Origin of the sequence: Paenibacillus borealis (assembly GCF_000758665.1) — a bacterium.
Lineage (GTDB): Bacteria > Bacillota > Bacilli > Paenibacillales > Paenibacillaceae > Paenibacillus_AQ > Paenibacillus_AQ borealis.
This window is the reverse complement of record NZ_CP009285.1, coordinates 1,508,211-1,524,016: the sequence shown is the minus strand read 5'-3', so window position 1 is coordinate 1,524,016 and position 15,806 is coordinate 1,508,211. Positions and strand designations below refer to the sequence as shown.

At 47.0% G+C, this 15,806-nt stretch carries 14 protein-coding genes and 1 CRISPR repeat array; of the genes, 3 read left to right on the top strand and 11 right to left on the bottom strand.

Annotated features, from left to right (window positions below; genetic code table 11):
- Window positions 1-100 precede the first annotated feature (100 nt).
- Entirely contained in the window at window positions 101-460 is a 360-nt protein-coding gene (locus PBOR_RS06470; protein WP_042210978.1) for a hypothetical protein, read from the top strand.
- 121 nt (window positions 461-581) lie between these two features.
- The gene (gene cmpA, locus PBOR_RS36605) at window positions 582-719 is read left to right on the top strand and encodes a cortex morphogenetic protein CmpA (protein WP_099052445.1); all 138 of its coding nucleotides are present in this window, start codon (window positions 582-584) and stop codon (window positions 717-719) included.
- A gap of 110 nt (window positions 720-829) precedes the next feature.
- Here cmpA and PBOR_RS37335 read toward each other — a convergent pair whose 3' ends face one another.
- Together PBOR_RS37335 and PBOR_RS06465 are read right to left on the bottom strand one after the other, a co-directional pair.
- Entirely contained in the window at window positions 830-997 is a 168-nt protein-coding gene (locus PBOR_RS37335; protein WP_167549522.1) for a hypothetical protein, read from the bottom strand.
- 124 nt (window positions 998-1,121) lie between these two features.
- Window positions 1,122-1,616 carry a DinB family protein gene (locus tag PBOR_RS06465; protein ID WP_042210977.1) on the bottom strand — a complete coding sequence of 165 codons (495 nt, stop codon included), beginning with the start codon at window positions 1,614-1,616 and terminating at the stop codon, window positions 1,122-1,124.
- 183 nt (window positions 1,617-1,799) lie between these two features.
- Between PBOR_RS06465 and PBOR_RS06460 the strand changes: the two genes are divergently transcribed.
- Window positions 1,800-2,375 carry a CGNR zinc finger domain-containing protein gene (locus PBOR_RS06460; RefSeq protein WP_042210976.1) on the top strand — a complete coding sequence of 192 codons (576 nt, stop codon included), beginning with the start codon at window positions 1,800-1,802 and terminating at the stop codon, window positions 2,373-2,375.
- A 3-nt stretch (window positions 2,376-2,378) separates the two neighbouring features.
- Here the strand turns inward: PBOR_RS06460 and PBOR_RS06455 are convergent, their stop codons facing one another.
- From PBOR_RS06455 to PBOR_RS06415, 9 genes are all read right to left on the bottom strand, one after another.
- Entirely contained in the window at window positions 2,379-3,512 is a 1,134-nt protein-coding gene (locus PBOR_RS06455; protein WP_245648065.1) for a GGDEF domain-containing protein, read from the bottom strand.
- A gap of 290 nt (window positions 3,513-3,802) precedes the next feature.
- Window positions 3,803-6,950: a CRISPR direct-repeat array (repeat unit 32 nt; unit sequence ATTTCAATCCACGCTCCTGCACGAGGAGCGAC).
- Window positions 6,951-7,117: 167 nt separating this feature from the next.
- A complete protein-coding gene (gene cas2, locus PBOR_RS06450; RefSeq protein WP_042210974.1) occupies window positions 7,118-7,408 on the bottom strand; it encodes a CRISPR-associated endonuclease Cas2 in 291 nt (96 codons plus the stop codon).
- 9 nt (window positions 7,409-7,417) lie between these two features.
- Entirely contained in the window at window positions 7,418-8,449 is a 1,032-nt protein-coding gene (gene cas1c / locus PBOR_RS06445; protein ID WP_042210973.1) for a type I-C CRISPR-associated endonuclease Cas1c, read from the bottom strand.
- Window positions 8,446-9,105, bottom strand: coding sequence for a CRISPR-associated protein Cas4 (gene cas4, locus PBOR_RS06440; protein WP_042210972.1), 660 nt, complete (start codon window positions 9,103-9,105; stop codon window positions 8,446-8,448). The genes cas1c and cas4 overlap by 4 nt, the downstream gene beginning before the upstream one ends.
- Window positions 9,095-9,958 carry a type I-C CRISPR-associated protein Cas7/Csd2 gene (gene cas7c / locus PBOR_RS06435; RefSeq protein WP_042210971.1) on the bottom strand — a complete coding sequence of 288 codons (864 nt, stop codon included), beginning with the start codon at window positions 9,956-9,958 and terminating at the stop codon, window positions 9,095-9,097. The genes cas4 and cas7c overlap by 11 nt, the downstream gene beginning before the upstream one ends.
- A gap of 3 nt (window positions 9,959-9,961) precedes the next feature.
- The gene (gene cas8c, locus PBOR_RS06430) at window positions 9,962-11,905 is read right to left on the bottom strand and encodes a type I-C CRISPR-associated protein Cas8c/Csd1 (protein ID WP_042210970.1); all 1,944 of its coding nucleotides are present in this window, start codon (window positions 11,903-11,905) and stop codon (window positions 9,962-9,964) included.
- Window positions 11,902-12,624: a type I-C CRISPR-associated protein Cas5c gene (gene cas5c / locus PBOR_RS06425; protein ID WP_042210969.1), complete on the bottom strand. Its 723-nt coding sequence runs from the start codon at window positions 12,622-12,624 to the stop codon at window positions 11,902-11,904. The genes cas8c and cas5c overlap by 4 nt, the downstream gene beginning before the upstream one ends.
- Before the next feature lie 115 nt (window positions 12,625-12,739).
- Entirely contained in the window at window positions 12,740-12,958 is a 219-nt protein-coding gene (locus tag PBOR_RS06420) for a hypothetical protein (protein WP_042210968.1), read from the bottom strand.
- A gap of 269 nt (window positions 12,959-13,227) precedes the next feature.
- Window positions 13,228-15,675, bottom strand: a complete 2,448-nt coding sequence (locus PBOR_RS06415) for a CRISPR-associated helicase/endonuclease Cas3 (protein ID WP_042219011.1) — start codon at window positions 15,673-15,675, stop codon at window positions 13,228-13,230.
- Between the last annotated feature and the right edge of the window lie 131 nt (window positions 15,676-15,806).

Here is a 15,806-nt window from a genome sequence, read left to right as displayed (position 1 = left end):
GGCTCCTCTCCTATAAGGAAATAAGATCTCTACTTGAATTGTAACTTGCCCATAGGCTACACTGTCAAGAAGGAAGACAAGTCCGGAGGGAGAATGAGATATGCCGAAAATGCGGTATGTAATTTTGCAGCAGGATCAGGAACTGCAGTTCGTGGAGATGCCGGAGGAGTATGCTTACCAGCTGAGCGCTCTTAATCTTCGCCTGAATAAAGAAATCGACAAGCTGACTGCGGAGAATGTTCCCGGTCTGCCGCGGGCGATTGCCGAGTGCGATTCCCTGGAGCTGCTGCGTGAGGAGCATCACCTGGAATCGGGGCTGGCGTATATCAACCGTCTCGAAAGTGCTTTTGCCTCAATTCAAGAGACGGAGTATCCGCTGATCTCGCTATTAACGGAAATCCGCGCGCTGCAGGCCCAGCTTGAGCAATGGTATGAAGAGGAAGAGGAAAGTGTGCACTAGCTGTATGGCTTGAGCTGCGCAGCCAATTTTTCAGCTTCAATTGAATGCTGCTGCCGCACCTTTGGGCGGCCTTCCCCATATGCTATCTGTACATAGGATGCATGCCAGAGGAGGGGTACCCTTGCCGCAGTGGCTTTGCCAACAGCTCATGAAGGCGTATTTCAAGAAAGACCGCCGTCAGATCAAACTGCTGAATGAATGCTGGTTCTTTTACCGGAATTCTGCTGAAACCCGTGAATTTATCACCAAAGACGTATAGGCCTAATTCCGCATCATATCCGTAAGCGCCAAAAGGGAGTGCCCGTGCAGCCGTAGAATTCATGGCTGTGGGCACTCCCTTTCACATATATCCGGGCTTGGTTCTGATTCTTAGAACATCGGGAATACATATTTCACCAGGAAGAACAGCAGTCCAAAAATGATGATGATATACGCGGCATATTTAATAAAGGTGGATGCGACGAGACTGGAATCCGATTTCTTGTGTACCTCTGTCCGTTCGACCTCAATGCTTCTATCCTTGGTATTCGGTTCCATCTTCAATCTCTCCTCTCGATTCAGTAGCTGTATGTCTTCCATTAACCCGGGTTTTTCGGACTGAAACAAAAAAGAAACGGCACCGTCCTAAGGGACAGCGTCCGTTTCTGCTGGAAATCAGCTTTTAGTCAAAACTGCGTTGGCCCGGCCAGGAGCCCTGCAGCTTGCGGACCAGTACGATCTGTCCGGTATGGTAGGAATCATGCAGAATCAGACTCATCACTTCTTCGCCCGGCGCATGTCCGGAGCCGCCCCATTCATAAGCGCCCTCCTCCAGGGCCACGATAATCTCCCGCAGGGAGGCATGAACCGACTTCAGCTTGGCAACTGCCTGGCTCCACGCTTCTTCACCGCTCTCCGTTACCGTAAACGTAGCATCATTGCTCTCTAAGTCAGGCAATTTCTCCAGTCCCTTAAGCTTACGCAGCAGACGTTCCTTATAATAAGTCAGATGATTGACAGTCTCCCAGATGGAATTGCCCGCTGCCCCCTCCGGCTTCCAGCTTGCCTGTTCACTAGTAACACCTTCAAGCGCGTCCTTAAGCGGCGGCTGCCAATCCTCAACATCCATTACATAATCCCAGTTCTCCACCAGAACATCGCTAATCTTATTCTGCATGTTTCACCCTCCTAAAAGTTTTACGGAAAATCCTCTTCTCTGACTTTGGTAACGATTAAACGACCCAAATAACGGTTACATTAGCAATGTAGCATATTTGCCGGAGCGCTTCAAGTAACTAGTAAAACTTATTTTTAACTGTTACAATCAAAGGAAACATCGCGGTGAAAGGAAAGATGAAGCTTGCTGTGGGAGGATTTCATTAACAGCTACTGGCGGAATTGGCGGACAGGCGACCGGAGCACGGACCGGGATAGGCTTGATGAACCGGAGTGGCTCACTAGATGGCTAGAGCAGCAGAAATTGCCTGCGGCAGGACCGATACTGCCGGTTGAACTGGAGCGGCTGAAGCAGCTGCGCGGATTATTATGGGACGAGGTGCAACGGCTGGTGCAGGGACAACCTACGGAAAGCGCTCTGCTGGAGCAGCTGAATGAATATATGAGCAACGGGCCTGTTATGCGGCAAGTGGTCTGGAGCCCCGGCGGCGAAGCCGGGATCTCATTGCTCCCCCAGCGTGCAGACTGGGAGCAGATTATGGCGGAGATAGCCGCTTCTTTTGCCGAAGCATTACTGGAGAAGGAATCCTCACGCTTCCGGATCTGCGGAAATCCCGATTGTCTCTGGGTCTATTACGACGATACCCGCAACCGCTCGAAGCGCTACTGCGACGACAAGCTCTGCGGGAATCTGATGAAGGTCAGACGGTTCCGGGCGCGGAGGAAGGCTGCGGAGGATGAAGGGAATCTGCCGGACTAGCTTTTAGACAGACTGCAAATGCCGGGTCTGCTGAAGGGGAGTTAATGTTGTGTTTTTGCCGGATTTTTTGGCAGTATAGAGCAGTTCGTCCACTTCCTCAAACAGTTGTTCTTTGGTGGCTCCTTCGGAGTAACTTTTGAGTCCGATACTGACGGTCACTGCTGTATTCTCCAACTCTTCATGCAAAGTTTCCGACAGTTGCTGACGTACCCTGTCTGCCAGCTCGTAGGCTTCTTCATAGCTCTTCTCAAAAAAAAGAATTGCAAATTCCTCGCCTCCATAACGTGAGGCAATATCCGCTGGAGAGATATTTTCTTTAATCACCTTCGCGACCCGCGCCAGCACTGCATCACCGGTACGGTGGCCGTATTTATCGTTAATCCGCTTGAAATTGTCAATATCAATCAAGGCCAGATGAAACGGCGCACCTTGATTCCCGTACTCCAGCGCTTTCTCGTAGAACTCGTGGAAGGAAATATGATTGTAGAGGCCGGTCAGCGCATCCGTAGTCGACAGCTTGCGGATCACCGCATTCTCGATCATCAGATTCTGCTTGGCGGTCAGTGTCGCTTCCAGATCACTGGCCAGCTCCCGCCCGTTAATAATAATAATGCCGGCTACCAGCGTGCCTACCAGCAGAAATAGCGGAACGGCAATCAGATCGAAATCATTCAGATAATATTTGAACCAGTAATCCCAGCGGTAGAGAATGAAGAACGCAGCCGCCTGCAGGGCAGACGTAAATAAGGTCAGATCCAGCCGGAAAAAGATCGCCGACGCAAAAATCGGCAGCAGCATCAGCGCCCCGATAATCCGGATATCCATATTCAGATGGATAATCATCATGGCAATAATGGTCCCGGACACAAACAGCAGGACAAAGGAATATTTCGGCGCAATAGCATCAACGAACTGGGTCAATCCGACAACCGCACTCATCAGCAGCGTCGGATAGAGCAGGACATCATAATAAAATTCATGCGGTCCCATGGGGTATGAAAGAAACAGAAAAGCCCAGAGCTGCGCAGCAAAATGCAGAGCAATCACGAGCCAATAGGTACGCAAAAAACGCTTGATCCACTTGGCCTGCCGCTGTGCGGAAGTATCCGAGGGGCCCATGAAATCTCTTAATCTCAAACCATTCACCCGCTGCACGTAGATTTGATCAATACATTTCTATTATTTTAACATGATTGGATCAGGTACGATACTCACTTGTGGGATATGTACTGGTTTTTTGGGGGTGTTAATGCTTCTACGTAGAGTGAGGCAAATCGCGGCATGGGCTACCGTCCCTTTTTAATTATACTCCCTAACGGGGAGTGCCAATCTAAACCAGAAAAGACTATAAGGTGACTTCGTTTCAACAAACACCCCTGCACGTGGAGTGACCAAGGTATTCATTGGGTTGTTCCTTTCTTTATGGGATTTCAATCCACGCTCCTACATGAGGAGCGACCAATTTACGACCGGCAGACCACAGACCAAATGATTTCAATCCGCGCTCCTGCACGTGGAGCGACCACGGAGATCAATTCCGAGGACAGGCGATTGATATTTCAATCCACGCTTCTGCACGGGGAGCGACATTGGACAACTGGTAGGCAGTGATAAACGATGTATTTCAATCCATGCTCCTGCACGAGGAGCGACTTTTCTTGTGAGATCAGCTAGTTTAGGCCAATCTAGATTTCAATCCACGCTCCTGCACGAGGAGCAACCAGACGGGCTACAGACGGCGTCGCGAAGATCTATTTCAATCCACGCTCCTACACGAGGAGCGACAGCAGCTCGTTGACCTTCAGAACCATGGATAGATTATTTCAATCCACGCTCCTACACGAGGAGCGACAGTTGAAAAGAGCTTTGATTTGGATGTGGGTAAATTTCAATCCACGCTCCTACACGAGGAGCGACCAGCCAGAGGCTCCAAAGGTTACCGTGGACAGTCCATTTCAATCCACGCTCCTACACGAGGAGCGACGTCCCGTTAGGTGCGGAAGAAGTGCCGGTGATCGGATTTCAATCCACGCTCCTGCACGAGGAGCGACGGAGATGATGATCAATTCGTAACCATTGAAGAGATTTCAATCCACGCTCCTGCACGAGGAGCGACGATGTTGTCCTGGTTGGATTGGAGGCACATTCTCAATTTCAATCCACGCTCCTGCACGAGGAGCGACGTACATGCGGAGCACTTCACGGGGAACATGAGTGATTTCAATCCACGCTCCTGCACGAGGAGCGACCAGCACGCCGACAACCAAATATGCATCTCGTATCATTTCAATCCACGCTCCTGCACGAGGAGCGACTGATCCGCGGCCCGCGCAGGGTCGCACGCACGCGATTTCAATCCACGCTCCTGCACGAGGAGCGACTCGACCTTCTTCAGTTTGTCGTCAGCAGCAGAAGGTATTTCAATCCACGCTCCTGCACGAGGAGCGACCCTGGATGCAGTGTAATACTTCCTTCAGCGTTCGATTTCAATCCACGCTCCTGCACGAGGAGCGACGTCGAAGGAATTCCGCGGGTTGCATCTCCTTGGATATTTCAATCCACGCTCCTGCACGAGGAGCGACCTGGAACACCTACAGCGCCCACAGCGTCGGCAGGTACATTTCAATCCACGCTCCTGCACGAGGAGCGACTATCCTCGGTCATGCTTACCTCATTCCCTATAAATTTCAATCCACGCTCCTGCACGAGGAGCGACGAGATCAAAGCCACATACAGCCGAGACAGCGAAATTTCAATCCACGCTCCTGCACGAGGAGCGACACCTGAACCATTTCGCATTCTTGTGTACCCTCATATTTCAATCCACGCTCCTGCACGAGGAGCGACGCTCTCTCCAGATATTTCATAGTTTGACTCTTGGTATTTCAATCCACGCTCCTGCACGAGGAGCGACAGGCTTAGTGCTGGATCCATGAGAGCAAGTTTCTATTTCAATCCACGCTCCTGCACGAGGAGCGACGTGGTACCGCAGGTGACGCGCTGCAACTGCAGATCATTTCAATCCACGCTCCTGCACGAGGAGCGACGTGGTCATGATGCCCAAGCACACGCCTACCGGAATATTTCAATCCACGCTCCTGCACGAGGAGCGACCGCGTTGTAATGCGCAAAGTCCGCGGTGAAACTATTTCAATCCACGCTCCTGCACGAGGAGCGACGGACTCGGTTGCTGGAATGTTCAAGGGTAAAAAATTTCAATCCACGCTCCTGCACGAGGAGCGACACCCGAAAGCGGTGCTGATTCACTGCGCAAAAGTTATTTCAATCCACGCTCCTGCACGAGGAGCGACCCAACCCCGATACAGTGCTGGTAACACTGTTGACGGATTTCAATCCACGCTCCTGCACGAGGAGCGACAAAAACCAACATTTAATGCAAACCTCCAACCGTAGATTTCAATCCACGCTCCTGCACGAGGAGCGACGGACCAAATCTGGGATGCTCCGGACGCCGGTGTTTATTTCAATCCACGCTCCTGCACGAGGAGCGACTTCATCTCCAACAGCCAACATATATCCCCCTGAACATTTCAATCCACGCTCCTGCACGAGGAGCGACTAGATCAACCTGACCAAGTAACGGTTCGCAGCTCAATTTCAATCCACGCTCCTGCACGAGGAGCGACGAAACATCCGGTCAGAGGCGGTCATCGTTTTAACATTTCAATCCACGCTCCTGCACGAGGAGCGACCTAGCGCCGCAAAGCAATTTAAGAGCGCTGGATGATTTCAATCCACGCTCCTGCACGAGGAGCGACGAATAGCATCATCCGCTGTGCACCATTCACCTGGAATTTCAATCCACGCTCCTGCACGAGGAGCGACAATTAGTGATTCCTGAGTCAAAAGTGATTCTATATTTCAATCCACGCTCCTGCACGAGGAGCGACTCTGGCGGTAGTTCCTCGTATTCCGACGACTTTCGATTTCAATCCACGCTCCTGCACGAGGAGCGACCAAATCGGCCGGATTAGCGGAATGCGCCTCTTCAATTTCAATCCACGCTCCTGCACGAGGAGCGACCATGTGTCTGAGACAAATCCCCACCCTGTGTGTAGATTTCAATCCACGCTCCTGCACGAGGAGCGACCAACATGCTTTCGCATGGCGTTTTAAATTATCAATATTTCAATCCACGCTCCTGCACGAGGAGCGACTTTCTTCGGTATCAATGTTATCAAAATAATGTATTTCAATCCACGCTCCTGCACGAGGAGCGACCTGGAAAAGCATCTACTAACTCCGGTGGGATCGATTTCAATCCACGCTCCTGCACGAGGAGCGACGCAAAGCAGACCATAGCCATTCAACAAGCGGCAATATTTCAATCCACGCTCCTGCACGAGGAGCGACTAGTAGTACTGCCGGTTCCCGTGATTCATGACCTATTTCAATCCACGCTCCTGCACGAGGAGCGACGGCGCGGGCAGCCGATCTAGGTCGCGGTCTCCTGGAATTTCAATCCACGCTCCTGCACGAGGAGCGACAACCCCGCCATTATTGTTTAAAAACTGACTACCGAATTTCAATCCACGCTCCTGCACGAGGAGCGACAGCGATTTTCCATCAAAAAAAGGAAATAAATCCTCTTTTTCGCCTGAAAATCGCAACAATTATCACTTTTCTATACAAAATCAATAAACATGAAAATATTTCATACAAATATTGTTAAAATATTGGTGCGAATCTCCCGGGAATTTCATGTGAGCTCCACATTCGCACTACAGAATTAGAGGGCCTTCGAGGTCCAAAGACTCTTTTATTCCCACATGCTCAACTTTGTTCTTATAGTTGTTTCCAAGCTGGTAAAATCGAAGGCTATCCTCCTTCAGATTAATGATATCCTTCAATTTTAGCTTCAGCTCGGTAAATTGTGCAGCATCTACGATACATTCAAATACCGAGTTTTGAACACGCTGACCATAATTCTGACAAATCTTAGCTACCCGCCGAAGCCTGCTTTGGCCTGCACTACTGGTTGTGCTTACGTCATACGTTATCAGCACTAACATTCTTTACACCTACTTCCACAAAAACGGCGGATATTCGTCCAGATCATTACGTAAATGACGGGCAAGCAGTAACGCTTGAGCATGTGGCACCAGACCCCAGGATATTTTCTCTCCCAGATAAGGATGTGTTATCTTTTCCTGCTTTCTGTTCTGCCAAGCTGTGAGGAATCTTTTACGCGCTTCATCTGTCATAATTACCGCACCATTCTCTTTTTTCACAAAATCCTCTTTACTCACAAGCTTCTTATTAATTTGAGTCAAAACAAACTTGTCCGCCATGACGCCGCGCAGCTCCTCCATCAAATCGAGGGCCAGAGATACCCGTCCCGGACGATCCCGATGAAGAAATCCCACATAAGAATCCAATCCAACAGCCTCTAGCGCAGATGCTGTATCATGAGCAAGCAAAGTGTACGAGAAGGACAACATAGCATTCACATTATCCAATGGAGGTCGTCGGGAGCGGAGATGGAATTGAAAATCCTCCTTTTGCTGCAAAATCATTGAATCAAACAGCTTGTTATACGTGATAGCAGCTTGTCCCTCGAATCCCCTCAAGCGATCCAACTGTTCACAGTTTCTAACCTCAAGAATAAGGGCAGACAGCTGCTGCGAAGCCTCTTTAAATTGCTCTACATTTACACGCAAAGGATAGTCTCTGGTCGTTCTTTCGAGTATCCATTTATGATTATAAATCTTGCCTATAATAAAATTCCGGGCGATCCTCGCAGACTTCGTCTCATCTTCCGATAGAGCATACTGCTTCTTGCGCAAAATAACATTCCCCCGGCTTTCGCCGGTTACCCTGGCCAGAAATCTTCCATTCATCGTTAAAAAGAGCAGTGAAACATTGTTATCTGCACAGTAACCCATCAACGCCGGACTTGCACCGGTATACCCAAAAGCTACAATAGACTCCAGATTATGCAGTGGAACTCTGCCCAGCTTCTCTTGCTCCTTCAATAGAACAACATTATCACCGTCAAGAGATAGATAAACATCCGGTTGAGTAATATAAAGAGTATTCTGCAGCTTTTTCATTCCCTGATTTTCCCTTCCACATAACTTTTTACTGTCTGCTTATTCATTAGCTTGGGCAGGCAAATATGCTGAAGAGAACAGCTTTCGCAAAAAGCCCCTGTCCTCACCTTCGGTGTATATCCCCGGCGGTAATAATCCTGCATTTCTTCCAGAATAGAACCTACTTTTAATTTCAATTCATCAGTAAGAGGTACTTCAATTCTATGTTTAATCTCATTATAAAAAATGTACCCAGTCCGCACATCGCACAGCAGCATTTCTTCCAGACACATAGCTTGGGCAGTCAATTGCAAAACGTCAATGTCTTCCAGCTTGGGCTTCCCTCGTTTATATTCAACCGGATAAGCCACATATTTCCCTTCTGCTCCGTTAATCTCAACCCCACTGTTATCCCTGATAAATTCCACCACATCACAGATTCCGGTAATCCCAAGTTGCCTTGACTTCACAGGCATTGCCCGGACCACCAGCTTATCTCCGCGCTTTTCACGTGTAAAAGGCTGATCTGCGTTGCGGTGCAGGTGCTGGCCCTCAATCGTTCTGAAATCCTCTGCCCATTGCTGCTCAATGTGGATTAAAGCCCACTGCCGTTTACAGAAATGAAAATGCTGTATCCCGGAGAGCATTAGCGCATCATCATCGTCACTATAGGCCATTCATAACCTCAGGCTGTAATCCCTCTAACTGATATACTTCAATCGAATAATCTTCAATAGATTTAGGCTCGTCCTTCAATGCACGAACGTCTAGAGAACGATGCACCTTGGCTGAAGAATATTGACCTAATTTGGAGTTATGCTCCCACCAGTAAACCTTATGTACCTCCATGCTGCCATCCGGTCTTGCGGAAGAGACGTCATTTGCAAAAAGTGTAATTAGCGCCTCTTTGATTTTATCTGCATCCTCGTTAGTAAAGCCTGTTTTCTCAGCTAGCTGCGTGTTAATACTTCCATAGAATACGTACAAGCCATAATCTACCCGATGCTTCATCCCCATCGTATCGGAGCCTCTATCTTTTCCCGGTTCGGAATTTACACTTTTGGTAATTTGCATACTTGTAATATCAATTGGACTAACACTTGTTGCCGTATGGATAGACACGGGACCTCTCACACCCACCGATACCCCGGAACCTTTGCTGTCCGCTTTAAAAGCAAACACCTGACCAAAGCTGCGCACATCAATCCACTCCTGACAAGCGATACGGGCAAACTCTTCGTTGGAACTTGTTTTTGCTTTCAGGATTTTATCCAGTTCGGGATTGGCATCAGCACGTTCTCTCAAGCTTCCGAACGAATCATTCTTCCGGTCATTGGATTGTACGAATATGGATTCTCCAGCATCCTGCAGGCGATTTCTTATTTTGCGCTTCAAGGCAACATCTGATATTTCACCATACCCATCATAGTTCTGACGTGGCCGATTTCCGTTCAACGGGTCACCATTAGGGTTGGCTTTTGTAACGGACACAATGACAGCAAAATCAATTTTATGATCTAGTGTGGTCATATTCTATCTCTCCTCATGATTAGATGTTGGAATTGTTGGATTGGAATCGCCTGATTTAGCCTTACCGTAATTAAGCTCATGCCGCTGAGAATAGAAGCCCAGCAAATATTTGCCCGTTAACGCCTTATTATCAAATTCTTCAATCTTAATCTTCGAAGCTACCTCATCTATTAAATTCGAGTAATATCTCACTCTCGTTCCTAGCCTAGCCTGATGGGGCAACAAGCAGGATTGAATAGTGCTCCATGTTCTTGCCGGATATCTTGAAAAAGAATTCATGTAACGGATCGCATTCGTCGAACGCCTCTCATCTGAATCCAGTGCGCGTCTTTCCAGTACATCAGCAATAGCTAACAATCTTCCAAACAAATAGCTGCGGTCATCATTCTCAGTGTCTAGTGCCACGTTGTATACCTCCCTAGTATTAATTAGCGCACAAGTAATGCTTAGAGTCTTTTCCCATTCCCAACTCTCCAGCGCAACCGGATTGGATGCCCGTTGAAAGGCACTTCTCACAATATCCTGAGGAATCTTATGCCCGTCAACGATGCAAGGCAGGACCCGTTCCATCATACCTTTGACAACCTTCTCATTGGCTTTGGGTCCATAAGCAGCAAAAGCAACATCCTTGGTAGACGGTGCCCCATAAAAAGTAGCAGTTTCTCCTTGCTCGTTCTTACGGTACTTATGCAGCCAGGCGCAGGTAGAATGCCACTTAATCAGCTGGTCTACATACAAATTTTTCTCCATATTGCGATAGTACAGGACAGCAAGGCGGCCGGTTGTCGCGGAATCGAGAATGAGAATATTAACATTCGATTTCGAACGTGACGCCAGTCTATTACGGTACCCGTCCAAGGCTTTAGCTACTTCCCGTGCATATTCTTTGTAGGTATGACTAATTTTCACGTCAGCAGCAACCGGTTTCAGTTCAGGCTCCATTTCCGGTTCCAGCTCCAGTTTCAGCGTGAAGGTGTCTGCATTAGGATCAGGGATATCCAAATCATCATTGCCCCAGACTAGAAATACCCGCTGATCAATGATTTTGCCTTGCCGGTTGATCAGCCATTTCAACGCGTTATGTGCTTTCTGGGAAACTTCATAACTGATACTGGCCGCATCACTGCTCTGAGCAAAACGTCCCCGGAATGTAAATCCGCTGGTATCATTAGCAGAGATGAGCTTTGCTTTGTCTCCGGCATTTCTGATTTTGTTCGCATGCCGGTCCGTACTGGGCAGAATTTCGCCGGTTACATAACAAAAATCTTCTTTGCCTAACAAGCTGGAATAATGCTGCACGAATGAGTTGAACATTTCAGAATCTTTCCAGACCATTGTATGATCATTCTGTTTCCGAACATTAAACCGGACAAATGCGCTCTCCTGCTCACCGGCGACTAATGTGAAGATAGGTGGTTTCTCACCGTGCAAGGCTTCATACTTCTTGTCCCATTTATCAATGAGCTTGTCATTCGCGTCCAAAAATATTACTCGCCAAGCTACCAGATCCTGTATCAGTCTCCTCTTGCTCAAATAAGTATAAATACTTTTCACTTTTGGTGATGCATAAGGTGAGTTAGCCCACTCCTCTAACTGCTTAATATAAGCCGCGAAAGGTTCTTCCTTCTTGATCTGCCCGCCATAAGCGACAAAATCGCCAGCCACATAGCTGAGTTTGTCATGGAGTGGATAAGGCGCAATCTTGGACCCGGCCCGGCTGGACGATTCTTCTGTGCAAGGAATCAAGGTGCTGATATCGCTTTTATCATTCACGATTGCCGAATGAAATTCTCCGGCCTCTGTAATCTCAACCGTGATATGGGCGTTTTGTGTCGTGTGGGACACCGGAAGAAGCGTATACTCACGATCATTATGTTTGGTTTCAATCTCACCGACACGGTCCACATTCGCCTTATAAGTCTCATATAAATTCAGTAACCAGCTCATGACTGCCCTCCCGCTTCGATCTCCTCAAACAGTTCATCCACCGATTGGACATTGTGATGATCAAAAAGCTTAGGTTGCATATCCGCAATTCTGCGCACCTTCGTGCAATCCTCCGGTTTATCGAACTTGATGTAACCATTCTTCATCACCGGATTCCACAGTCTGACCTCCATCTGGTCCCTGCCCGTCTCATCTGGATAGTTGATCCCATGCACCATGTTGCCAAAGTGAATTTCTCCATCATAGGTATCGTAATATCCTGGTGCTTCACCAAAAACACAAGGTTCCACATAGGCCTGGCATTCTCTTGCCCCCAGGAAGATATCTCTCCGGCCTCCCGCTTCAAGTGATCGCTTAAGAATATTGTGGTGCTTATGCTCATTGCGGTCATGCGCCAGATCAGGACGATTCTCATTGAACACAAAATGCGCCCGTACCTCATAGTGCGGTTCCTTAAGATACGTATAGTTCGCAAGCGTATTCCCTCCACCGTATTCCATAGGCCGTATCCCCTTGGACTCCATACGGATCGCATTCATCACTCGCACTTCATCAACAACAATTATGAGCGTGGGCTTCCAATAAATTGATTCCACAACTCCTTTTAGCGCCTGATACGTTGGCACACTGTACGTCAACTTCTCTCCGCCCAGCTTCGTTAAAGGGTCCGTGAACAGAGCGTATTTCCCGTATACCTTGAATTCAATTGAATTTCTCATAGTTACTCCTCCTTTCTCAGAATCAAGCTATTATATTGTTTAATGCCCTGCCTCCTATTGCGGAGGCAGAGGCAGTGCTGCCTGCTGTCTAAAGCCTTTAGTGAAGTCTACATCCTTACTTCGTTAATAAGTGCATCGCTTTTCTTAATATCTCATTCTCCTGTTGTAGCTCCCCTATCCTTAATCGCTGTTTCTTCAGCAAACTTTCTACGCTGAGTTCTTGTTTTGACGGCAACTCCGGGCTTCTAGAGAAAAATCCCTGTAACTTACTGACTGGTTTCTTCTTGTAGTAGTCTGGATAGTCTTCAACCAGGGAAAACGTTGAGTTGTTCACTTTTCGTTCCTCCTTCCATTGGCAGAATGTAGGCTTATGTTAAAAATATGCAGAATCCGGATCAGATATTCTTGAACTCGTTTAAAAAATCCTTCTGGTTATATTAGCATTCAATGTTATATGAACTTTTGACATGAATTACTTTAAAGAAATCCCAACCGCTTCAAATCAAAATAATATGCTATAATGAATCGTCGCTTCCCATGCGGAAGCGTGGATTTAAATATATATCTTTGTATGCGGAGACCTATCTATTTCAGATAGGTTTTTCAATATAAGCTCACTTCCATTACACTCTCGCCCTTCAAATCCAAACCGTATTCACTGGAATACGTACCCTCCTTTAGAGCAAATACCTTCCCATCCAGATAAGGAACGATTCCGTTAATCTTGCCGAGTGTATCCTTCTCAAAGTTAAAAAGATTGATTGTAAACTGCTGCGCCTCACGCAATAGCTTGGACAAATCCTGTATACTGTGCTGACCATTGAGATCAGCGATAATCTCTTTTCCTCTCTCATAAGGTACAATAACTGAAGTGGTATGGTTATCAATCACATGAAAATGCTCAGCAGCTGTCTTATAGCTATTATGCAGGTATAAAGGCACGCTGGCATTATGTTCGCTGCGGTACTCACTATGAAATGAATTGCTAACTCTGTCTGCCGACAATAGTCCGGTCATTTCTTTTTCCAGTTTAGGGATATTGTAGTTTAGACTTGACGCCAGTTCAGTATAGAACTCTTGGAAATATTGTTTCATCGCCTGTACCGACAGTAAATGACCTCCAAGACGTACCGGGTCCCGGCAGAAATCGACCAAGATCTTCCGTGTTTTATCTTTACCGACCCTGATTTCCTTCAGCTTCTTCAAATCCTCTTCTGAATGATCAATAACATAGACCTGCTGTATCTCATCTTCTCCATGTCTGTTGCAACGGCCTGCTGCCTGAGCAATGGAGTCTAGTCCTGCCAAAGAGCGAATAACACACTTAAAACTAACATCTACTCCAGCTTCAATTAGTTGAGTACTAATGCAAATTACTGGTAGCTTAGCTTCAAGAAGCCTTTTGACTTCAACCAAAATCTCTTTACGGTGAGCCGCGCACATAGAGGTGCTCAGATGATAAATAGGAATGGACAAATCCTGTTCTTGAAGCTTATTGTACAGAGCCTTTACAACCGATCTGGTATTAAGAATAACCAGTACACTGAGCACATCCTGAATCTTGTCCAGTACAAAATCAGCCAGTTTATCAGTGTTGAACTGTTCACCAGTAGCTCTATCTATAATATCCACACGTTTGAAGGCTTTCACCACATCGTCCAAGCTGCTAATCATTTCAGCCTCTGGACTAAGCTGCAGCTTATACCGAACATAATCCAGCTCCGGTTGTGTCGCGGTACACAGAACTATGCTTGAGTTAGCATATGTTTTCAGAAAATTCACTGCATAATTAAATAAGGAGATACATGAAACAGGAACCTTCTGTACTTCATCAAAAATAATCACAGCATTGCTCAAGTTATGCAGCCTGCGGATATTCCGGCTTCCATCGGCATAGAAAACATTCAAGAATTGCACCATCGTAGTGAAAATAACCGGAGCATCCCAGTTATCTTTGGCGAGCTTTAACTTTTGCCCAATTACAGCCTTCCCATCCTCCTGCTCATCATCTTCCGTCTCTGCCTCAACCACGTTCGAGTGATGCTCAAGGATATGCTCGTCATCCATGAGGATCTTTCGGACTTCCGCCGCGTTCTGTTCAATAATTGTGGTAAACGGGATTACATATATAACTCGTTGTTTGTTAAAAATCCTGGCATGCTTGAGCGCATACCGTACACTGGCAAGTGTCTTCCCTCCCCCTGTCGGTATCGAGAGGGTATAGATTCCAGACCCATTATTGGCGAAAGCATCGCACTGCTCCGACATCTCACGTCTTAAGCGATTGATCTCCGAATCAGCATTTTTATGAGTTTGAAAAGAATTAATTCTAGTAATCAGCCGATCATAATATTGCTCGAATAAAACCTTATGATCCACTTCATCGTCGTTTTTATTTGCTTCGAAGCTGCGTGTATTGGTGCGGTCGGCATCAATTAAAGCACTAAAAATGAATTTACTGAGCAGCATGGCTCTGTGCTCCAGAGTTACCTTGGGCTCTTTTTTTAGAAAAGCGATGAGCTCAAGCTCCGCCTGGTCTACATAGAGACGAAACTCCTGCTCATTTATCACCTGCTCGAAGAACATCTTAAGCGTTAGCGAAGAGAATTCTTCAAGATGCTTATCACGAACACGCTTTAAATAACTCGATTCCAAATCTGGGTTTAAAAAATCTTGTAGGTATGAGTGATGTGAAATAATAGCGTTGCCCACAATTTCAGCAAGAATAGCTTTAGTCTGACTAACTCTCTCATTCGCATATTCGGGCGACGAGGGATGAAACCAGTCAAATAGTAACTTCCCGCCTGCAGTTGAGTGATCAACACTTCCTCTTCTAGGTGGCGCATCGGGATTATTTACCGCTGCTAATATGTATTCTCTGAATTCTTCTGTGTATTTCCCAAGATCATGCAATACTCCAGCTAGTCCAGCAATATGCCGGACTCCTAATTTCTCTCCGAAGGCCTCTGCTAAAGCACGTACTTCCAGCAAATGCTCTGTCACCGTCTGAATGCGCCCATCGCTTTCGCGGATATGAGCAATGTAATCCATCCAATCGCCGCCCTCGTATAGGTCTTTTCCACTATAAGGAATTCTCTTATTCATCATAGCAATTTCTTTTTGAAAAGGGAGTCGAAAATTGGAGATAATTTGAACATTTCATCACATTTACCATAAAGCCC